General features: G+C 50.8%; 18 protein-coding genes. 5 read left to right on the top strand and 13 right to left on the bottom strand.

The window, feature by feature from the left end; genetic code table 11:
- Positions 1-3: 3 nt before the first annotated feature.
- The 4 genes from mdtG to GE278_13675 all read right to left on the bottom strand — a co-directional run bounded on the left by mdtG (position 4) and on the right by GE278_13675 (position 4,551).
- Positions 4-1,248, bottom strand: coding sequence for a multidrug efflux MFS transporter MdtG (mdtG, locus tag GE278_13690; GenBank protein ID QLK61764.1), 1,245 nt, complete (start codon positions 1,246-1,248; stop codon positions 4-6).
- A 270-nt stretch (positions 1,249-1,518) separates the two neighbouring features.
- A complete protein-coding gene (locus tag GE278_13685) occupies positions 1,519-1,953 on the bottom strand; it encodes a DoxX family membrane protein (protein QLK61763.1) in 435 nt (144 codons plus the stop codon).
- A gap of 206 nt (positions 1,954-2,159) precedes the next feature.
- Positions 2,160-3,095: an LpxL/LpxP family Kdo(2)-lipid IV(A) lauroyl/palmitoleoyl acyltransferase gene (gene lpxL, locus GE278_13680; GenBank protein QLK61762.1), complete on the bottom strand. Its 936-nt coding sequence runs from the start codon at positions 3,093-3,095 to the stop codon at positions 2,160-2,162.
- Between the two features lie 358 nt (positions 3,096-3,453).
- Positions 3,454-4,551 (bottom strand): oxidoreductase, encoded by a 1,098-nt coding sequence (locus GE278_13675; protein ID QLK61761.1) that lies wholly within the window; start codon positions 4,549-4,551, stop codon positions 3,454-3,456.
- A 219-nt stretch (positions 4,552-4,770) separates the two neighbouring features.
- On the opposite strand from GE278_13675, the gene GE278_13670 reads away from it, so the two are divergent.
- Entirely contained in the window at positions 4,771-5,826 is a 1,056-nt protein-coding gene (locus tag GE278_13670; protein QLK61760.1) for a rhodanese-related sulfurtransferase, read from the top strand.
- Between the two features lie 65 nt (positions 5,827-5,891).
- On the opposite strand, the gene GE278_13665 is transcribed toward GE278_13670, so the two are convergent.
- Both GE278_13665 and GE278_13660 read right to left on the bottom strand, forming a co-directional pair.
- Positions 5,892-6,467: a YceI family protein gene (locus GE278_13665; protein ID QLK63293.1), complete on the bottom strand. Its 576-nt coding sequence runs from the start codon at positions 6,465-6,467 to the stop codon at positions 5,892-5,894.
- 50 nt (positions 6,468-6,517) lie between these two features.
- The gene (locus GE278_13660; protein QLK61759.1) at positions 6,518-7,063 is read right to left on the bottom strand and encodes a cytochrome b; all 546 of its coding nucleotides are present in this window, start codon (positions 7,061-7,063) and stop codon (positions 6,518-6,520) included.
- 566 nt (positions 7,064-7,629) lie between these two features.
- Here GE278_13660 and GE278_13655 point away from each other — a divergent pair.
- Genes GE278_13655 through GE278_13645 form a run of 3 tightly spaced genes read left to right on the top strand, consistent with a single transcriptional unit; the run spans position 7,630 to position 12,965 of the window.
- Positions 7,630-8,790, top strand: coding sequence for an efflux RND transporter periplasmic adaptor subunit (locus tag GE278_13655; GenBank protein ID QLK63292.1), 1,161 nt, complete (start codon positions 7,630-7,632; stop codon positions 8,788-8,790).
- A gap of 9 nt (positions 8,791-8,799) precedes the next feature.
- Positions 8,800-11,895, top strand: a complete 3,096-nt coding sequence (locus tag GE278_13650) for an efflux RND transporter permease subunit (GenBank protein QLK61758.1) — start codon at positions 8,800-8,802, stop codon at positions 11,893-11,895.
- 32 nt (positions 11,896-11,927) lie between these two features.
- Positions 11,928-12,965 carry an AI-2E family transporter gene (locus GE278_13645; protein QLK61757.1) on the top strand — a complete coding sequence of 346 codons (1,038 nt, stop codon included), beginning with the start codon at positions 11,928-11,930 and terminating at the stop codon, positions 12,963-12,965.
- Here GE278_13645 and GE278_13640 read toward each other — a convergent pair.
- The 6 genes from GE278_13640 to pyrC all read right to left on the bottom strand — a co-directional run bounded on the left by GE278_13640 (position 12,962) and on the right by pyrC (position 17,725).
- Positions 12,962-13,426, bottom strand: a complete 465-nt coding sequence (locus GE278_13640) for a MarR family transcriptional regulator (protein QLK61756.1) — start codon at positions 13,424-13,426, stop codon at positions 12,962-12,964. The genes GE278_13645 and GE278_13640 overlap by 4 nt on opposite strands.
- 149 nt (positions 13,427-13,575) lie before the next feature.
- A complete protein-coding gene (locus GE278_13635) occupies positions 13,576-14,244 on the bottom strand; it encodes a DNA-binding response regulator (GenBank protein ID QLK61755.1) in 669 nt (222 codons plus the stop codon).
- A gap of 197 nt (positions 14,245-14,441) precedes the next feature.
- Positions 14,442-15,557 carry an N-methyl-L-tryptophan oxidase gene (solA, locus tag GE278_13630; protein ID QLK61754.1) on the bottom strand — a complete coding sequence of 372 codons (1,116 nt, stop codon included), beginning with the start codon at positions 15,555-15,557 and terminating at the stop codon, positions 14,442-14,444.
- A 146-nt stretch (positions 15,558-15,703) separates the two neighbouring features.
- A complete protein-coding gene (gene bssS / locus GE278_13625; protein QLK61753.1) occupies positions 15,704-15,958 on the bottom strand; it encodes a biofilm formation regulator BssS in 255 nt (84 codons plus the stop codon).
- A 347-nt stretch (positions 15,959-16,305) separates the two neighbouring features.
- On the bottom strand, positions 16,306-16,560 hold the full coding sequence (gene dinI, locus GE278_13620) for a DNA damage-inducible protein I (GenBank protein ID QLK61752.1): 255 nt from the start codon (positions 16,558-16,560) through the stop codon (positions 16,306-16,308).
- Positions 16,561-16,675: 115 nt separating this feature from the next.
- Positions 16,676-17,725: a dihydroorotase gene (gene pyrC, locus GE278_13615; GenBank protein ID QLK61751.1), complete on the bottom strand. Its 1,050-nt coding sequence runs from the start codon at positions 17,723-17,725 to the stop codon at positions 16,676-16,678.
- 224 nt (positions 17,726-17,949) lie between these two features.
- Here pyrC and GE278_13610 point away from each other — a divergent pair, with 224 nt between their 5' ends.
- Positions 17,950-18,237 (top strand): antibiotic biosynthesis monooxygenase, encoded by a 288-nt coding sequence (locus tag GE278_13610; GenBank protein ID QLK61750.1) that lies wholly within the window; start codon positions 17,950-17,952, stop codon positions 18,235-18,237.
- Positions 18,238-18,336: 99 nt separating this feature from the next.
- Here the strand turns inward: GE278_13610 and GE278_13605 are convergent, their stop codons facing one another.
- Positions 18,337-21,642 (bottom strand): ribonuclease E, encoded by a 3,306-nt coding sequence (locus tag GE278_13605; GenBank protein QLK61749.1) that lies wholly within the window; start codon positions 21,640-21,642, stop codon positions 18,337-18,339.
- Between the last annotated feature and the right edge of the window lie 130 nt (positions 21,643-21,772).

Here is a 21,772-nt window from a genome sequence, read left to right as displayed (position 1 = left end):
CGTTTAATCGACCATCGCCTGACGTGGCCGGCGTTGCAAACACCACCAGGAGTAGACGGCGTTAAACAGCACCACCAGCGCCGTGACGCAAAATACTGTACGAAACCCGTAACTAGCCGAGACTGCTGCACCCAGCAGCGGGCCGGTGACGTTTCCGACATCACGGAATGACTGGTTGTAGCTGAACACGCGTCCTGCGACCTGATTAGTGCAGTTGTATATCAGCAGGGTCTGTACCGCCGGAAGCAGCGCACCGTCGGTGGCACCGAGCAGGAAGCGCAGAATCCCCAACTGCAACGGCGTTTGCACAAATGCCATCGGGATGAGCAGCAGCACTGATATCCCCATCATTGCCACCAGAATGCGCTCCGGCCCGATTCTGTCCCCCAGTTTACCCAGCCTTGGGGCACTCATTAATGCCGCCACGCCCGGTACCGAGGCGATCATGCCACTGATAAACGCCAGATTTTGCGTATTGCCCGCCAGCTCGCGCACATAAAGAGTCAGGATCGGTGCAATCGAGCCAGTAGCGACCTGAATAATCATTGTGGTGACGAACAGGCATAGCACCAGTTTTGGATTCTTAAGCGAAGCAAACACTTGTTTGCGGTTAAGCATGTCTTTTTTGTTCACCGGGACGAATTGTTCGCGGATGCAGTACAGCGTCATCACAAAGCACAGGAATAGCACTGTGGCGGTGATGAAGAAGACCGGACGCAGTCCGTAGCTGTCAGCAAGTAAACCGCCGACCAGCGGCCCGAGCAGTGCGCCGCTGACGCCACCGGTAGAAAGCGTACCCAGCGCCCAGCCGCTCTTGTTACGGGGAATTTGAGTGGCAATCAGCGCGTTGGCGTTGGGCACAAAGCCGCCGAGTAAGCCGAGCAGGGCGCGAAGAATGAGGAATTGCCAGATATTTTGCGCGAACCCCATCAGCACCATGACGATCGACATACCGAGTGCAGAGCGCAGCAACATGATTTTGCGGCCTTTGCGGTCGGCCAGTCCGCCCCAGAAAGGCGAGGCAATGGCGGAAAACAGGAAGGTGATACTGAATACCAGCCCCGACCACATGTTCAGAGACTCATGGCCGGTTACGCCGAGGGTTTCTACGTACAGCGGCAGGAAAGGCATAATCAGGCTGAATGCGGCACCGGTAAGAAAGCAGCCGATCCAGGCAACAAACAGATTACGTTTCCAGTTAATGGGTTCTGGTGCTAGTTCAGGTTCAGGTTCAGGGGCCGGGGTCATAAATTACCGAAAGATAAAGGTCGATTCGCTCTGTCATAGCAGACAGAAACAAGGCAGAGCACAAGTAACAATCAGTCAGGTGGATAATTATGCGCCTAATTATCATCCACTTCAATGATGTTAATGAACTGTAACAACCGACGTAAAATACAGGTATTAGAAAAAATCGCAGATGAAGGAGATCAATATCAGTGCGGATAGATCAAAAGAAAAACGGCCAGCAAGGAGGCTGGCCGCAACAGACACAGAAAGACAAAACCCTATTAGGAATTAACGCAGCGCCGGATTTTTCATCACAGAATAACGGCCGCTGCCGAGGAACATAATCACCAGGCCGCCGAAGAAATACAGCGCTTCGCCTTCCAGACCCCACGCACCCACTTCAGTGACGGTGAAGAATTTACCCGCAACTACCAGGAAGACGGCAACAAGAATATTGAATGCCATCACCAGCGCCGCAGGGCGGGTGAAAATCCCCAGAATGATCAGCACGGGGGCGATTACTTCGCCGATATAGGCACCGTAAGCAATAAAGCCCGGTAAGCCATCAGCCTGTAACATTTTGGCAATCCAGCCCACACCGTTCTCAATTTTTGCCACGCCGTGGAACAGAATCAGAATACCGAAAGTGAGACGTAACAAAAGCTTACCGAAATCAGGATGGTCGGTGGCGCGGGTAAAAGCAGTATTCAGTTTAGCTAACATAATACGTTCCTTGCGAGTGAGACTCAGATGTCACGCGGCCCCAAAAAAGGCGGGGTAATCACGTGGATAAATTATATTGAGAGTATTGACCTAAAAGAGATGAGATAAAATCTGATAACGTTGAAGAAGTCTGTCAAAAAAACTGTTTAAGCAAATCAAAAACAGAAAACATTCGCCGGTTCAGTGAACATGAACCGGCAAGCCGTTTATTCTTTGAGTGTTTTATAAAGTGATGACTCACCTTGCGGACGCGTTTTGAACCGGCGATGCAGCCACATATATTGTTCCGGAGCCTGACGTATTTCGTTTTCCACCACTTTATTCATATAGGTGGCGGCAACCACTTCATCATCCAGTGGGAAGTCAGCGACCTGAGGATGAATGATCATCTCATAGCCTTTGCCACCTTCCAGACGTCGCGGGGTGAACGGAATAATTGCCGGTTTACCCATACGGGCCAGCAGATAAGTCCCGGTAGTGGTGGCGGCTTTGTCGACGGCAAAAAATGGCACAAAGACGCTGGCGCGCGGACCGTAGTCATGGTCTGGCGCATACCAGATGATATCGCCTTGCTTGAGGCTGCGGATCATCCCTTTAAGATCTTTGCGATCCAGCATGCCTTTGTTTGACCGCATACGGCCTTTGGTCTGGATCCAGTCCATCAGTTTATTATCGTGCGGACGGTACACGCCAACGCCCGGATTGTGGATGCCGAAAATGCGCGCACCCAGCTCCAGCGTCAGGAAATGAACACCGATCAGCAATACGCCCTGCTGGTTGTCGCGGGCGCGTTGAATGTGCTCAAGCCCGCTGACGCGAAACCAGCGCTCGATCCGCCAGTCAGGCCAGAACCACGCCATGCCGGTTTCAAACAACCCCATGCCCACGGATTCGAAATTTTTCACCACCATATCTTCCCGCTGCTCAGGGTGCATATCGGGGAAACAGAGTTCAATGTTGCGCATCGCGATGTTGTAGCGACGTTTTAGAAAGCGCATTGAGAATCGTCCCAGCCCGGTACCCAGACGATAGATAACCGGATAAGGCAATAAGACCAGTACGTAAAGCAAGCCCAGTCCCAGCCAGGTAAGCCAGTAACGTGGGTGCAGTAATGAACGGTTAAATGTTGGTACCTGAGTCATAGAATCTCTGCGTCATTATATCGAAGTAGAAAATATATAAGCTCTGTCTAGTGCAGCAGCCCGCTACATAAAAACGATCACTCCCCATATGGAGTGCGTGTTATGCGTTATTTTTTGTAGCAAAGTGACATATTGTGGCACTTTTTTTGTATGAGGTGAAAGTCGTCGGCACTAATACCTCATTTTTTGGTATTCATTGTCTGAATGGAAAGCAATGTGCTCTGTTTTTGAACGGCGGCCTGTAAACGGCTACATAGCGGCCTTTCCTCTTTCCGACTGAATATCAGCAGAGAAGCGGTTTTTGTCAAATAAACGGGCAGCCAAATGGGCTGCCCGAGGGTAAATTTACAAACAGAGATTACTTCGGCAGGAATAAACCTTTCACGCTGTGCGGCTCGCTGCGCCAGTATTGTTTTGGTGCGGCCACTTTTGCGCCGAGTTTTGCTGCGGCGTGCCATGGCCAGCGAGGGTTATACAAAATGCCGCGCGCCAGGGCTATCATATCCGCCTGTCCGGTTCCGATAATCGCTTCAGCCTGCTCAGGTTCGGTAATCAGGCCTACGGCGATCACCGGCATTTTCACGTAACGCTTAATGCCATCGGCAAAAGGTACCTGATAGTTCGGGCCGACGGCGATCTTTTGCTCCGTGCTCAAACCACCGCTGGAGACATGTATGTAACTGCACCCCAGTGCATCCAGTGCTTTTGCCAGCTCAATGGATTGCTCCAGATCCCAACCGCCTTCTACCCAGTCGGTTGCGGAAATTCGCACGCCCACCGGCTTTTCTGCCGGGAAAGCGGCACGGATTTCTTCGAAGATTTCCAGCAGCAGGCGCATACGGTTTTCCAGAGATCCGCCGTACTGATCGGTGCGCTGGTTGGATAGCGGCGAGAGGAACTGATGTAAAAGATATCCGTGCGCACCGTGTAATTCCAGCAGATCAAACCCCAAACGTTCAGCGCGGAATACGCTGTCGACGTAAGCCTTTTTCAACTCAGCGATGCGTTCAAGTGACATTGCCTCTGGCGTTTCGGTACCTTCTGCAAACGCCAGCGCAGACGGCGCGACGGTTTGCCAGCCACCGGCGGACTGAGGAATTTGCGCGCCGCCGTTCCATGGTGCAGCGCACGATGCTTTACGCCCGGCGTGGCCGAGCTGCAGGCCGAGCGCCATATCGCTGTTTTCGCGCAGGCCATCAATCAGGCCTTTCAGCGCGGCTTCAGTCTCATCATCCCAAAGCCCTAAATCCTCGGCAGAAATGCGCCCGACGAATTCCACCGCGGTAGCTTCCAGAATCAGCAAACCCGCGCCCGAAAAGGATAACTGGCCGAGATGGGCATGATGCCAGGACGTGGCTTTACCATTATCCGAGGAGTACTGGCACATCGGGGCAATGACTATGCGGTTTGGGAGTGTCAGCTGACCCAGCGAAATCGGTTCAAAAAGCTTGCTCATATTTCCTGCTCCTGCGAAGGGTTGAATTGTGAATTAATCCCGAAAAATGGATAACACCTAAGCATAGATTATCGTAATTATCCTGCGGGCAAGGAGCAGCAGGTGTTTTTCTGTTGACGAATTTGCAACGGGAGATGTCCTCATTGTTGCTTTAATGTATAATCTTGCCGCTTAAAAGTGACCGATAGTTTAATTCCCCGAAAGACAGGAACGTACACCATGCCAGTGTTACATAACCGTATTTCTAATGAGGAACTGAGGGAGCGCATGCTGGCCGAAACTGAGCCGCGCACCACCGTTTCTTTTTATAAGTATTTCCAGATTGAAGATCCGAAAGTCTTCCGCGATGCCCTTTATATCAGCCTGACGCGTCTGAATGTTTTTGGCCGTATTTACGTCGCCAAAGAAGGGATTAACGCGCAGATCAGTGTCCCGCAAAGCCGATTTGACGCGTTCAAAACCGAGCTGTTTGCCAGCCATCCGGCGTTGCATCAGATCCGTCTGAACGTTGCGCTTGAAGACGATGGCAAATCCTTCTGGGTACTGCGCCTGAAAGTGCGTGACCGCATTGTGGCGGACGGTATCGACGACGAAACCTTTGACCCGTCAAACATCGGCGAGTACCTGAAAGCCGAACAGGTCAACGCGATGATTGACGATCCGGACACGCTGTTCGTCGATATGCGTAACCACTACGAATATGAAGTGGGGCATTTTGACAAAGCGATTGAAGTGCCGTCGGATACTTTCCGCGATCAACTGCCGATGGCCGTTGATATGCTGAAAGAAGATAAAGAAAAGAAAATCGTCATGTACTGTACCGGCGGGATCCGCTGTGAAAAAGCCAGCGCGTACATGCTGCACAACGGCTTTAAAAATGTGTATCACGTCGAAGGCGGTATTATTGAATATGCGCGCCGGGCGAAAGAGCAGGGCTTGCCGGTTAAATTTAAAGGCAAGAATTTCGTCTTTGATGAGCGCATGGGCGAACGTATTTCTGATGACGTGATCGCGCATTGCCACCAGTGCGGCACCGCGTGCGATAACCATACAAACTGTAAAAACGACGGCTGCCACTTGCTGTTTATTCAGTGTCCGGTCTGTGCGGCGAAGTTTGATGGTTGTTGCAGTGAAATTTGTATGACAGAGCTGAAGCTGCCGGTCGAAGAACAGCGTGCGTTACGCGCCGGGCGTGAAAATGGCATCAAGATTTTCAACAAGTCTAAAGGCTTGTTGCAAACTACCATGCATATTCCCGCGCCAGAAAACGACTGAACCGTTTTCTGAACGTAAAAAAGCCCTGACTGTCCACATTCAGGGCTTTTCTTCGTCAAAAGTAATTACTTTTCTTGTATGCCTTCAACGGAAATAATCAGCTCAACTTCCTGAGAGGCCGGGCCCAGATCGGTTGTGATGCCGTAATCTTTCAGCGCGATAGTACCAGCCGCCTCGAAGCCCGCGCGGTAACCCCCCCACGGATCCTTACCCTGACCCAGCAGTTTCGCCTGCAGTGTCAGTGGTTTGGTGACGCCGTTAAGGGTGAAATTCCCTGTCACGTCCAGATTCTCGCCTTCTTTCTTCACAGATGTTGAGGTGAAGGTGGCTTGCGGATGTTTGCCTACGTTGAGAAATTCTGCGCTACGCAGGTGTTTGTCACGCTCAGCGTGATTAGTGAATACGCTGGTGGTGTTAATGGTGACGTTGACTTTATCGGCAGACGGATCCTTTTCATCAAAAGTGAAGCCGCCATCGAAATCATTAAAGCTGCCGTACAGCCAACTGTAACCTAAGTGCTTGATACGAAATTCGATAAAGGCGTGCTGGCCTTCTTTGTCGATTTTGTAATTTGCCGCGGTGGCGGACCCAGTGGCCAGTAACAGCGATGCCAGCGTCATGCCCAGGGTGGTTTTTTTCAACATGATGATTCTCCATTGTCCATAAAGGGAAGAGCAGAAAGTCAAAAGGATCAGCGTCCCAGCATGCGTGTCAGGGTGCTGTCCCGGTCAACGAAATGGTGTTTAAGCGCCGCAAGCGCATGGAAGGCGGAAACAATCACAATGCCCCACGCCATCCATAAATGAACTGTTCCGGCGATATCTGCCTGCTGGTTCAATCCGAAAAGCGTCGCAGGGATATCAAACCAGCCAAACACACTTACCGGCTGGCCCTCCGCCGTGGAAATCAGATAGCCGCTGATCAAAATGCCGAGCAGCCCGGCAAACAGCAGAACGTGTGCCAGCCACGCGCCGATGCGGGTTTTCGCGCTGTAACTGCTGAGCGGTTTCGGCGGCGGGGAAATAAACCGCCATGCCAGCCGAAATACCATGGCTGTGAAAACCAATACGCCAATACTTTTATGTAATTCCGGCGCACGGTGATACCAGGTGTCGTAATAACCCAATCCGACCATCCAAAGTCCCAGTGCAAATAATCCGTACACGGCCAGTGCAACGAGCCAGTGAATCAATATCGAAATATAGCCAAATCGGACTGACGTATTTCTCCACAGCATAGAATACATCTCACTTAATTAGATATTTTCGAAAGCTAAACATTTTGAAACATGTTGGCAATATTTAATTTTCAAAAGTATCGATTAATTTATCTTGTTCATTATTTTTGATGTTTATGCTGGTGTTTTGTTCAGCTCGTTAGTGTTAGTAGAAGAGATTCATAAGAAATAAATGATAAGGCAGCAATGGCAAGGGATTGTAAGGTTTTGTCATGGCGGGTAAAGATAATCTTAGTTCTAAAAAATTGAGTAAAAAAATGATTTCATCCGTGATTACTCGTTTTTGATGTATTTAGTTTTGGCGGTAATTATCGGTGTGAAAAATTTTATATACCTATTTGCTATCATTTTTAAAGTTTAAATATTTCTTAAATAAAACGTAAGAAAAATTCAGGGCGGGCGTTGAGGTGATCGAGATCAGGTTTCGAAATATTTACGGAATTATACTGGCGGAAATTTTTAGTTAGGAATTTCTTTATATTCCTTATATCTGATGTCTGCGTTTGCTTGCCCGCTCTTTTTTGAACAGGGCAGGCATCCGACATCACAAGGAGAGTGACGCTATGATGATCCCTGCAATTCGCCGCCTGAGCACGGGCCTCTTTTTTAACCCCCTCGCGGCGATATTGGCTTTTGTTCTGCTTTATTCTGACAACGTGACCGCTCAGCCTGTACCGGTCGTCGGCACCGTGACGATTTCTACACAGACTGAAGGCGTCAGCCGCAATTATCTTGGACGACTTGAGGCCGTCCAGTCGGTGAACGTGGTCAGTCGTACCGAAGGCTTTATTGCCCGCCGTGCCTTTGAAGAAGGGCAGTTCGTTAATGCGGGTGACGTACTGTATGAAATCGAACCCGCTTTACATAAGTCGGCTGTTGCCCAGGCGAAAGCGCAGCTCGACAGCGCAAACGTAACTGCACGCCACGCACAAACGCATCTGAATCGCATTCAGCGTCTGGGAGATGCGCGCACGGTCAGTCAGTCTGACGTTGATGCGGCAGTTGCTGCCCGGGATACCGCCCGTGCCGCCGTAGCACAGGCACAGGCCGCCCTGAAAACACAGGAGCTGCAACTCAGCTACACGCGCATCACAGCACCGATTTCGGGGCGCATCGGCGTTAGCCATTTTCACACCGGCAGTCTGGTGAACCCGGCCAGCGGCACGCTGACTGAAATCGTTCAGCTCGACCCTGTTCGCGTAGTGATCTCCGTCAATGAGCGTGATTTCCTCAGCGCCAGCCAGAACACCGGTTCACTCGAAAAGGCAATGTCCGCGAAAAACATGGCGTTGTCTTTGCGCTTATCAGACGGTTCGCCGTATATGACCGCTCCTGCCTTCGAATCGCTGGGTAACCGTATTGACGCGCAGACCGGCACCGTGGCTGTCAGGCTGACGGTGGTCAATCCTGCGCATCGTTTACTGCCGGGCGGCACCGTCAATGTGTCGGCGGAACCGCGTTCTGATGCGCATCTGCCGGTCGTGCCTGCTAACGCGTTACAGCAAAATCAGGCCGGTCATTTTGTTCTGCTGGTGAATGCACAACAGCAAATTGAAGCGCGAGCGATACGTCTCGGGGCCCAAACGTCTCAGGGCTATTTCGTGCTGGAAGGCGTAAGGGGAGGGGATCTCGTGGTGACGGAAGGTCTGCAATGGATCCAGCCGGGAATGAAAGTGACGACGCGGAACGCTCAGGGCGTTTCATCGGCTCAGACAACCAAACGTTAAGGAACGACGATGCTCCAGCAATTTATCAAGCGACCCCGTTTTGCGATGGTTATCGCGCTGGTCACCGCCCTGATTGGTGCGGTGGCGCTAAAGGTCATCCCGGTCGAGCAATATCCTGATATCACGCCGCCGGTGGTGTCCGTCAGCGCTATTTATCCCGGCGCAAGTGCGCGCGATGTCGCGGAATCCGTTGCCGCGCCTATTGAAGCGCAGGTCAACGGCGTGAGTAATATGCTGTATATGTCGTCAAACAGCGGCAATAATGGCAGCTATTCCCTCAATATCACCTTTGCCAGCGGCACCGATCCAGATACCGCTGCGGTAGAAGTGCAAAATCGTATTTCTCAGGTCAGCGCAAAATTGCCTGCCGAAGTGCTGAACACTGGAGTATCGGTACGTAAACAGGCGTCCAATATTCTGATGGGCATCAGTCTGTTTTCGCCAAAAAATACCCACGATATGTTATTTATCAGCAACTTTGCCAGCATCCAGCTGCGTGATGCGCTGGCGCGTATTGACGGGGTAGGTGACGTGCAGGTCTTTGGTTCGCGTGACTACAGCATGCGTATCTGGCTCGATCCGCGAAAAATGGAAGCCCTGAATGTCAGTAGCACGGAAATCAGCGCCGCGATCCAAAACCAGAATGTGCAGGCGGCGGCCGGGCAAATAGGTGCATCTCCCAGTCCTTCGATGCAGCAGCAAACCCTGACCATCAGTGGTGCTGGACGTCTCAGCTCGCCGGAGGAGTTCTCCAACATCATCGTGCGCAAGAATGAGCAAGGTGGCACGGTACGTTTGCGTGACGTCGCCCGTATCGAGCTGGGGGCGCAGGATTATCAGGTAAATGCAACGCTGAATCAGACGCCTTCCGCGTTTTTGTCGGTCTATCCTGCACCGGGAGCCAATGCTCTGAATGTTGCAAATGCTGTGCGTGAAGAAATGACGCGTCAGGCGCGCTATTTCCCGGACGACCTCAACTACGAGATTAAATTCGACTCAACCCAGTTCGTCAGCGCTACGCTGGACGAAATCGCGGTGTCTCTTGTACTCACGTTTCTGGTCGTTCTGACTATTGTCTTCCTGTTTCTGCAAAGTGTGCGTGCCACGTTTATCGTTGCACTGACCATCCCCGTTTCTTTGCTCGGCACCTTTGCTGTGCTCTATGCGTTCGGTTATTCCGCCAATACGCTGAGTCTGTTCGCGATTATTCTTGCGCTGACAGTAGTGGTCGATGATGCCATCGTGGTGGTCGAAAATGTCGAACGTCTGATGACTGAGGATCCGTCACTCGGTCGCGTGGCGGCCACGCGTAAAGCGCTCAAACAAATCGCCGGGCCGATCATTGCCACAACCTTGGTATTAATGGCGGTCTTCGTTCCCATCGCTGTATTACCGGGCATCACCGGCGCATTATACCGTCAGTTTGCCGTCACGCTCTCTGCGGCAGTGATCCTCTCCAGCATCAACGCATTGACGCTGACCCCCGCATTGTGCGCGACTTTACTAAAACCGCGTCCTGAAAAACCTGCGCGTGCGTTCAGCGCTTTCAACCGCGCGCTGGATACCGTGCGTGATGTATATGTGACAGCCACAGGTGGCCTCGGCAAGCACGCGCTGACCACCGTGATCACCGTTATGGTGATCGTGGGTGCATGTGTGTGGGGCTACTCGAGCCTGCCGAAATCCTTTCTGCCGGATGAAGATCAGGGCTACTTCTTTGTGAATGTGCAATTGCCTGATGGCGCATCACTGGGACGAACCGATGCAGTTCTTGGACAAATGCAGAAGCTGCTGGAGAACGACCCGGCGGTTGACGACGTGATTGCTATCAGCGGTTTTAGTCTGCTGAGCGGCGGCAGTTCGCCAAATTCGGCGTTTGGGATTGTACTGCTGAAATCCTGGGGGGAGCGCAGCAGCGTGGATCAGGTGATTGGTCGTCTGCAACCGGCGATGGCCGGGATCCCTTCAGCGATGATCATGGCCATCAATCCACCTGCTATTTCCGGGCTGGGTACTGCCTCCGGACTGGATCTGCGCCTGCAGGCATTGCAGGGACAATCTCCGCAGGAGCTGGCTGCTATTGGTCAGGCACTGATTATGGCCGCCAATCAGGATCCGCAACTGAGCCGCGTATTCACCACCTTCAGCGCGTCTGTGCCGGAGATAGCCCTGAGCGTCGACCGCGAACGTGCTGCACAGTTACAGGTGCCAGTCAGCCGCATCTTTGGCACGTTGCAAACTTCGCTGGGCGGCGTGAACGTCAGCGATTTCATCATCAATAATCGTCTGTTCAATGTGCAGATGCAAAATGAAATGGAAGACCGTCAACGTTCGGATCAGATTTCAACCCTCAGCGTCCGCAGTGATAATGGTTCGCTGGTGAGTATGGGTAAACTTGTCGCTCTCACGCCGTCGCTCGGCGCACCCTTTATCACGCAATACAACCAGTTCCCGTCGCTGGCCATTACTGGTTCGGCGGCACCGGGCGTGAGCTCCGGTGAAGCGATGGCGCAGATGGGAAATATTCTGAGCGAAAAACTACCAGCCGGTTATGGTTATGAATGGACAGGAATGTCATTGCAGGAAATTCAGGCGGGTGGTCAGGCTATCCTGATTTATGCAGCTGCGTTGCTGTTTGCGTATCTGTTCCTGGTGGCACAGTACGAAAGCTGGAGCATTCCGATGGTGGTAATGATTTCAGTTATCTTCGCCGTATTTGGCGCAATCGGCGGATTACATCTGGCCGGGCTGAGCAACGACGTGTACGCGCAAATCGGCATGGTATTGCTGATAGGACTGGCGGCGAAGAATGCCATACTGATTGTCGAATTCTCGAAAGCACGACGTGAAGAAGGGGCGTCGATCCATGAATCGGCGCAGGATGGCGCGAAGCAACGCTTTCGCGCGGTGATGATGACGGCGATTTCCTTTATTCTGGGGGTTCTGCCGTTGGTACTGGCCACCGGCGCCGGAGCAATGAGCCGCCACATCATCGGGGTCACGGTCTTTAGCGGGATGTTGCTGTCATCGACTGCGGGGATCTTGTTTATCCCGGCGCTGTATGCACATATTCAGCGTTTACGTGAATGGGTGAAATCACGTTAATTTGCGCCAGTGATCATCATCAGGAGAAAAGCATGCAAAAGACCATATTGACCAATCAGGGACTGAAAATCGTGGTGATGATGGCAATGCTGGTCGTTATTTTTGCTGGTATAAAGTCAGCCGCAGACATTATCGTCCCGTTCATACTGGCGCTGTTTCTGGCTTTCGTCCTGAATCCGTTGATTGTCTTACTGGAGAAAGTGCGAGTGCCGCGTGCACTCGCGGTGATGCTGGTGGCGACGGTGGTGATTTGCGTGATGGTTTTTCTCACGTCAACGTTGCTGGTGACGCTCAATGACTTTGCCCGCACATTGCCGCAGTATCGTGGGATCATCATTGAGAAATTACGCCAGTACGATGCCTATTTTCCGCAAGGTGAACTGACCTTCACGCCGGAGCAGTTGGCTGGGTACATCGATCCGGCTGCGACACTGAATCTGGTGAGTAAGCTGATAAGTTATCTTTCGAATGCGATGGCCGGGCTGTTCTTGTTGTTGATGACTGTCGTCTTCATGTTGCTGGAAGTCCCGCAATTGCCTTACAAACTTGAGCAACTCTCCGAAGATCCGGGGAAAGGCATGGCGAACATTCAGCGTGCGCTGGACAGTGTCACGCGTTATCTGGTGATCAAAACGCTGATCAGCGTGGTCACCGGGCTGGCTGTGTGGGCGTTGCTGGCATTTATCGGCGTCCGTTTTTCCTTTCTATGGGGCATGCTGGCTTTTTTGTTGAACTACATTCCTAACATAGGTTCATTCATTGCCGCCATTCCGCCGATTATTCAGACCTTCCTGTTTAACGGCGCGAGTGATGGGCTGATGGCGACCGGCGGTTATATCCTGATCAACGTGATTTTCGGCAGCATTATTGACCCAAAAATTCTCGGGCGAGGACTGGGGTTATCTACGCTGGTGGTGTTTATTTCGCTGATATTCTGGGGCTGGCTAATGGGGCCGGTGGGCATGTTACTTTCAGTTCCTCTGACGATTGTGCTCAAAATCGCACTCGAACCTACCGCAGCAGGGCACAAAATTGCTGTCCTGCTCGGCGATGGAACGCCCAACCGTTAGGATTTTTTCTGCTCTTCAATGCCCTGTGCCAATGCTTCGATGCTACGCAGTGAGGCAATTAACTGATGGCGGGCGTGAGAGTCTAAGCCGTCAAACAACCGGTCGATTGCCGCCTGTTTGGGCTTTTTAACCTGCTCCAGCGCCTGTTTACCGGCTTCGGTAAGCTCCAGCAACTGCGAGCGGCGATCGGTGGGATGACGTTTACGGACCAGAAGGCCGTCCCGATCCATCGCATCAATGGCGTCAGTAATGGTTCTCGGAGATTGCTGGAGTACGTGCGCGAGTTCACCAGGACGGCATGTTCCCTCGCGCGCGATGGCGGTCAATAACTTACCACGGGCAAGCGAAAGTCCCTGAGCGGACATCGCTGCATCGACCTGCTTACGCATCAGGCGAATCACAGACAGCAATGTTTCCGTGATTTCTGTGGGTGACACTTCGTTTCTTTCGATTGCATTCATTTTATGAGGCTCCTCAACATGAGGCTGGTAATCCTGAAATTATTGTAGGCTTCTGGATTAAGAGTGCAACCCTATGAGGCAGTAGAGCCTCTATGAATATTACAGAAAAATTTTGGAACCCAAAAAAACCTGAGTAATCCGCGCATTTCTTAGCTGTGGGCTTTGTAAATCATTAAAAGGTCATCTTTAATTTGACGACTCATTGGTGTGGCTGAAATGTCATCAATGGGCCAGAAAAGATACTTAATCAGATTATAAATAAAACAGAATTCTAAACGGTTACGTACTTTTATTTTCTGCGCCAGATGACGTTTATGAACATACACCGTACGGCTGCTGATATTCAATTTTCTGGCGATACGGTAGTTGGGCATCTCAGACATCCAGTAGTTCATCACCAGAATTTCCTGGTCGCTGAACAACATTCGAGGCAGCCCGGAATTATATCCCGGCATGTATGCGTCAGGTGCTAAAGCAATTTGCTGTAACAATGACGTCAGTGATTGTTTATTGAGAATAAAAACATCGCGGGTGATCGAAATCGGCTCTTCGCAATCGGGATAGTTTGCATCGATGTAGCAGTAAATACGGGCTGTATGACGGTGTTCAAAGAATGCTTTCAATTCCTCAGATAATTCTGCGCTATGACAATATTGCGTCATGTTAACAAGAATCACTTCAGGTTGGAATTCATCAAGAAGCTTTAATGCCTGAGGTATATTCACAGAATCAATAATATCAAGATCATTATTCTCGATGAGATAAGAGTAGATACCTAAGCGGGTGAATCCACAGGGTTCTATAATTGATAATTTCATATTACATCCTTGTTGTGCGTATCGTTACGCGACAGAAAGCACTCCTGTGATTTCTTGGGATAGCATATATTTTTTTCTATAATGCTGTCAATTCGGAAATACCAGTCTATTGATCTGGTTCAAAGGGAAATTAACAAATAACTACTGAATAAAAGAAACACCGCCGACAGAATATAGACGACGGTGGAATTTTTACATTATTTGAAGCGGGTAAGTGAAAAGGGCTTCAGATTAAAGGAGATAGGAAGATTGTTAGCAAATTGAGTAACAATTTCGCCCAATACGCTGGCGAACTTGAAGCCATGACCACTGAGGCCGGAAATCACCAGTGTATTATCCCGACCAGGCAACGTATCAATGATGAAATCTTCATCTTCAGTCATGTCGTAAGTGCATGATGCGCCGCGAAGATTGACACCGATGCCCGGCAGGAAGTGGCGGAAAAAGTTAAATGATTCCGTTCCATCCTGACTAAAACCACCATAGGGCTTACGCTCTTGCGGTTCATTGATCCACTGACCACCGTTATGCTTACCGAGTTTAAGCGCGTCTTTCACCGACGGAAAACCGTAATACTGATCGCCTTGCATCGTTTCCAGCGTGAATGACGGAAAATGATTCTCTTCGCTGTAGCGGCCATCGGCATGGAACCAGGCAAATACTTTTCGCAGCGGTTTTACCGGTAGTTCAGGAAGGATTTTAGTCACCCATGTGCCGGCGGTAACGGCCAGTTTCGCCCCGCGATAAACCCCATCAGCGGTGGAGACTTCCACGCCATCTTCCAGCCACTCGATGCTGTCCACAGGACAGTTAAATAATTGCGCGCAACCCGCTTCCCGTGCCAGACGGATGTAAGCGGAGATGGCGACTTCACTTTGCAGGTAACCGGAATTCGGCTCGAAAACGCCGCAGTAACCGTCGGGCAATGTGAATAGCGGCCATTTTGTGCGGATCTCTTCGGCATTCATGTTCTGAGTGGTCAGACTGTAGGTTTCCGCACTATTTTTCACATTGCCTATAAAATCTGAGTTTTCCGGTCCGATATTCAGCACGCCGCTGCGATGAAAGATTTTCTCTTCGCTGATTTCGGCCAGTTCATCCCAAAGCGTTTGCGCTCTTAACAGCATCGGTACGTAACGTGCGCCTTCGCCATAGGCGTGACGGATTAGGCGGGTTTCGCCGTGATGGCTGCCTGCATTGTGCGGTGGCATCGCGCTGTCGATCATCAGGACTTTCAGTCCGGCGCGGGTGGCATAATAACCTGCCGCAGAGCCTACCGAGCCACTGCCGACGACGATGAGATCATAATCCATGTTACTCAGACTCCTCTGACGAAAATTTTTAACAATCTGGCAATCGTCATGATAGAGAGTTTACGGCAGCGAAGGCAAGCAGGGAGGGAACAAAGAAAAAGGCACCAGGACGGAAATCGCTGGTGCCTCAGACTGGCAGGTAAAGATTAATGTTTTCGGTGATCACTGTATTCGTACTCATTAGATTCGATCTTTTCTATGCCGGCTTCGAGAATATTAATCAGTTGCCGTGCAACGTCGGTAGTCAACCAAAGAGTTCTGTCTACCTGAGCATTTTCTGGAGTCTGGTCTTTTGAAGACAGGTAATGGAGACGTATCATCATGGCGTCATAAGAGTCGACCGTACTGATATCCCAACCAACAAGCGGGTGTGTCTGAATAACTTCATCATTTCTGTCCATATAGACCCCTTATCTTGTAGTGACTAACGTGAGTGACTATCTGAGGATCAATGCGGCTCATTATCAGGTGAGCTATTTCAGTATAAACAGTTAAATCGTTTTGAGGAGAGTTTGAATGAATTTAATTGTAAATAAATTGTATTGGTTAATGACGAGTCAGAATTATCTGGGAATTAACGGAAATTTTATTTTTAAGGTGGATGTTTTTTATGCAGAATTGAAGAATAAAAAACCGGACTGCGACGCCCGGTGAAATACTGAAATAGCCTTGCGGCGTGGTTTCTAATAAACCTGATTATTATAAATATGGTGTGTCATCCAGGTCGATTTTCAGGCGTTTTATCGCGTTACTCATCGTTCTGATTTGAAAACCAGTCATCGGCACTTTCCCAGGTTTCCTGAAGAATCTCTTCGATCACATCACGGTCAGTTTTTGCTCCACCCAATACGGATAGACTATTTGCACCGGCGTAACGGACCTGAATGTTATTTTCGCGGTCAGAAAACTGTTTGTTAATTCTCTTACTCAATTCACCTGATAACGCGTCGAGCGCACCGACAGGCAGAGGTTTGGTTTTATCGATAGTGATTTCAACACGCATAGGACCTCCTGAATAGATTGACTGTATGTTTATACAGTCAATCTGCTGTTTACGCAACAAGGAGATGAAGAGAAAATCGTGCAGCTGATTACTGACGATCACCTCTAGCCTGCGTTTAGCAGGTCGTCACTTTCCAGTTCAATGTCTGCCCTGCGAGGAAGGGAACCACGCATTCCGTGCCCAGCGCGATTTCTTCTGGCTGAGTTACAGTCGTGCGGGTCAGTTCGATAAAATCATCATTGACCGGTAAACCGTAGAAACGCGGGCCGTTCAGTGAACAGAATGCTTCCAGGTGATGTAGCGCATTCATTTCTTCGAACACTGTGGCATACGCAGGCATTGCCAGAGGTGCATTGAAACAACCCGCACAGCCGCAGCTAGATTCCTTGCGGCCTTTGGTGTGAGGGGCGGAATCGGTACCGAGGAAGAAGCGATCCGCACCGCTGGCGATCACGTTTCGCAACGCCTCTTGATGAATATTACGTTTCAGAATAGGCAGGCAGAAGAGGTGTGGTCGCACGCCGCCCACCAGCATGTGGTTGCGGTTAAACATCAGATGTTGAGGCGTAATAGTAGCACCAAGATACTGATTGCCCTCAAGTACATACTGAGCCGCGTCTTTGGTAGTGATGTGTTCGAATACAATCTTGAGTTCAGGGAACTGGCGACGAACTGGCTCCATCACTTCATCAATAAAATATGCTTCACGATCGAAAATATCTACATGGCTGTGCGTTACTTCGCCGTGGATCAGCAGTGGCATGCCGATTTTTTGCATACGGTCCAACACCGGATAAATGGTTTTGACGTCAGAAACGCCATGTTGGGAGTTGGTCGTGGCATTGGCCGGGTAAAGTTTTGCGGCGGTGAATACGCCTTGCTCAAAACCGCGGGCGATTTCATCCGGATCCAGAGAGTCGGTCAGATAGCAGGTCAGCAGAGGCGTGAAGTGATGGCCAGCAGGCACAGCGGCCATGATGCGCGCGCGATATGCCAGGGCAGCTTCCACAGTGGTCACTGGTGGTGTCAGGTTTGGCATGACAATCGCACGACCAAAGACTTCGCTGGTAAACGGTAACACTGTGCTGAGCATATCATCGTCACGAAGGTGGATATGCCAGTCATCTGGGCGGCGGATTTTCAAAACTTGCGGTGTTGCGGTCATCAGGCAAAACTCCGGCATTGAGAGACAAGATGTTGGGATCAGGTGCGGTAATGGGAGCATTAACGGCGGGGAACAAGAATAAGCGTAAAACCTTCGGGTTGCATCTCTTAAATAAACTTCGTATTGAAATCAATGCGGGGTAGGGGTCATAGTAGACACAGATGTGAGTCGCCGGGCTTGCCGGGGTTAACCGCAAGCAAGACAAAAATAACAGGAGAACTACTATGGAAATCAGAGTTGTTGCCACTATTGCTGCTAAACCGGAGTTTAAGGCACAGGTAACGGAAGCGTTACTTGAGGTGATTGAACCCAGCCGACAAGAAGTAGGTTGCTTGCAGTATGAGCTTCATCGGGATCTCGACAAAGAAGGCACTTTTGTCTTTTACGAACGCTGGAAATCGGAAGACGCGCTGAACCAACATAATAAAACTGAACACTTCCAGCGTTTCGCCGCAAGTCTGGAAGGCAAGCTTGATGAGTTGACTATCCGCCGCCTTAAAACACTGGCTTGATTACCGGCAGGTCTAAATTGTCTTACACCGGTAATTTGAGGCATTAAAAAAACCCGCCGAAGCGGGTTTTTTTATACCTGTTACCAGTCTGTCAGAGTATTACTCTGATGGCATTTGAGGTTTTGTTGCCGGTGCGGTAGCCGTGCTGGCTGCGGCATGACCACCTGCAGAACCTTTACCATCAAAGTCAAACTCAGGGCGAACCCAGTCACTGTGACGAGCTGGTTCTTGCACGTAAGCTGGCGCAGGTGCTTTGGTCATCGGTGCTGTAGCATGAAGTTTGAAGCGCGGTGCAGCCACTTCAGTACTGATTGTAGTTTCCGCAACTGAGGCAACTGCCACAACCGGTTTTACTTCTGTAACAGGTTCAGCCTTCACTTCAGCCTCTGGAGCCGCTACCGGTGCCTGAACCTGAATTTCTGGTTCAGCGATAACCGCGACAGGTTCCACAACAATCGGCTCTTGCGCTTTCGGTGCAATAGCAACCATTGGGGTTTCCTCTACCGGTTCAGCTGTTTCTGGCTCAACCAGAACAGGCTCATCGGCAACGGGCTGTGCAGCGACTTCAGGCGCCGCTTCTACAGGTGTTTCCTGCGGCGCAACTTGTGCGATAACAGCTTCTGACTTGACTTTTGCTGGTTCAGTAACCGGAGTTTCCATAACGTGCTGAGGTGCAGCTTCAGTCGTTTCATTCAGCACAGGAGTATTTTCCTGCGCGATTTCAACTTGCTGAGCAAGCACTTCTGGCGCTTCGGTTTCATTCACATGCTGTTCATAAGCCTGAGCAACCGGGTAGGTGATCCAGACTTTACCTGATGCCATTTCTGGAGAAACGAAAGCACCCGCCATTGGCATTGGAGAGTGGGTAGGATAACGTTCATCGCGGTAGCGACGACGACGTTGGCCGCTGACACGCAGATGACGCGGTGAACGACGTGAACGACGTGGCATACCGTTTTCACGGGCGTTGTCATTCTGGTTGTCATCGTTATCTGCCGAGTAATTGGTTTCAGCGCCTGCCTCTTCATGCGAAGTGAATGCAGGTTCAACAGGGCGTTCAGCTGGGCGGCTACCAGTAATCAGCAATTGTGCAGCAGCTTCAGCTTCGTGATCCACTTCTTCTGATTCGAAGCGAACTTTATGCGTTAACTGGCGACGCTGACGGCGTTGAGCAGGCTGACGATCTTCCTGATCGGCATCTTCTGGTACAACAGGTGCGGAGATAACCGGTTCGGCAATTTCCTGAACCACTACATCCTGAACCTTCTCTTCCGGCTGCGTTCTGCGTTTATCATCTGAACGGCGGCGGGAGCGCTCACGGCGAGGTTGCTGCTGCTGCTCATCACGTGCGACAGTTTCAACTTCTTCGGTGCGGGTTTCAGCGACAACAGGTTCCTGATTACGACGGCTGCGACGTTGGTCTTCACGCGGTTCGCGGTTGTTTTCGCGAGTGTCACGGTTTTCACCACGGTTATCACGATTGTTATCCCGGCCTTCGCCACGATTACCACGATCAGTGCGCTCACGACGTCCACCCTGACGACGCTGATTGCGACGATCGTTGTTGCGACGGGTTTCTGCGGCTTCAGAGGTTTCAGGTTCAGCTTTAGGTTCTTCAACAGGTTTCACTTCCTGCTGAGGTTCCGGTGCGAACAAGCCTTTCAGACCACTCAACAGACGGCTGATAAACCCTGATTTCTCAGCAACAGGCGCAGCAGGTGCGTTGACCGTTGTGGTGCGTATCTGAGCTGGTTCTTCAGGCGCAGAGGTTTGCTCAAAGCTTGATGGTGGTGCTTCGCTTTGCAGGGCAAACGCGGCGAGAGCCGGTTGCTCAGGACGGCGGCGTTCAGACTGCACTTCTTCAGAAGGTTGCAGCATTTCAGCTTCGTGAATCTGCGGAAGCAGGTAGCTCAGTGCAGAAATTTCTTCACCTTTACGTACACGCAGAACGTGATAGTGCGGAGTTTGCATCTGATCGTTTGGCACGATCACTGCGCGCACGCCACCCTGACGTTTTTCGATGGCATTCACCGATTCACGTTTTTCGTTCAGCAGGTAAGAAGCAATTGGCACTGGTACGATTGCGTGCACTTCTTTGGTATTTTCTTTCAGCGCCTCTTCTTCAATCAGACGCAGAATCGACAGGGACAACGATTCGTTATCGCGCACAGTACCGGTACCGGCACAGCGTGGGCAAATATGGTGCGTTGACTCACCCAATGACGGGCTGAGACGTTGACGGGACATTTCCAGCAAACCAAAGCGGGAGATTCTGCCGATTTGAATACGTGCACGGTCCTGACGAACGGCATCACGCAGACGGTTTTCTACTTCGCGCTGATGACGCACTGGTGTCATGTCGATAAAATCGATAACGATCAGGCCACCCAGGTCACGCAGACGTAACTGGCGGGCAATTTCGTCTGCGGCTTCGAGGTTGGTGTTAAATGCGGTTTCTTCGATATCGCCGCCGCGGGTTGCACGCGCAGAGTTGATGTCGATAGCGGTCAGAGCTTCTGTGCTATCGATGACAATCGAGCCACCCGAAGGCAGACGCACTTCACGCTGGAACGCAGATTCAATCTGAGATTCAATCTGATAGTGGCTAAACAGCGGGATTTCACCAACATAGGGTTTAATCTTGCTGCTGAAGTCCGGACGGCCCAGAGCGGCAATGTGCTCTTTCGCCAGTTCAAGAACTTTTGGGTTATCGATGAGGATTTCACCGATGTCCGGGCGCAGGTAATCACGAAACGCACGAACGATAACATTACTTTCCTGATGGATCAGGAAAGGTGCAGGGCGGCCTTCAGCGGCTTTCTTGATGGCATCCCAATGCTTAAGACGGAAGGTAAGGTCCCACTGCAGGGCTTCTGCGGATTTGCCAACACCGGCAGTACGCACAATAAGGCCCATGCCATCAGGCAGTTGCAGAGAAGACAACGCTTCTTTTAATTCAGTACGGTCATCACCTTCAATCCGGCGGGAAATACCCCCAGCACGTGGATTGTTTGGCATCAGAACCAGATAACTACCGGCCAGGCTGATAAACGTAGTCAGCGCCGCGCCTTTGTTTCCGCGCTCTTCTTTATCAACCTGAACGATTACTTCCTGACCTTCGCGTAAAACATCTTTGATGTTCGGGCGGCCATGAGAGGAATAATTGCTAGGGAAATATTCGCGGGAAATTTCTTTTAGAGGAAGGAAACCGTGTCGTTCTGCGCCGTAATCAACGAATGCCGCTTCCAGACTAGGTTCAATGCGGGTGATTTTACCTTTGTAAATATTCGCTTTTTTCTGCTCATGGCCCGGACTTTCAATATCCAAATCATACAGACGCTGTCCATCTACAAGGGCAACGCGCAACTCTTCTTGCTGAGTTGCGTTAATCAACATTCTTTTCATCTTAACTTACTCGTTATTTTTCCATTATTGACAGAGCTGCGGGCAAAATGACGTCATGACCGGATAAACCGTTGGCCCCGAGTCTTCTCGCAAATCGTCAACCTCACGGCTGTCGCTTGCATAGGGGCGC

Source organism: Enterobacteriaceae bacterium Kacie_13 (genome assembly GCA_013457415.1).
Taxonomy (GTDB): domain Bacteria; phylum Pseudomonadota; class Gammaproteobacteria; order Enterobacterales; family Enterobacteriaceae; genus Rahnella.
Note: the sequence above shows the minus strand (reverse complement) of the source record. Positions and strands in the feature narration are given on the sequence as shown.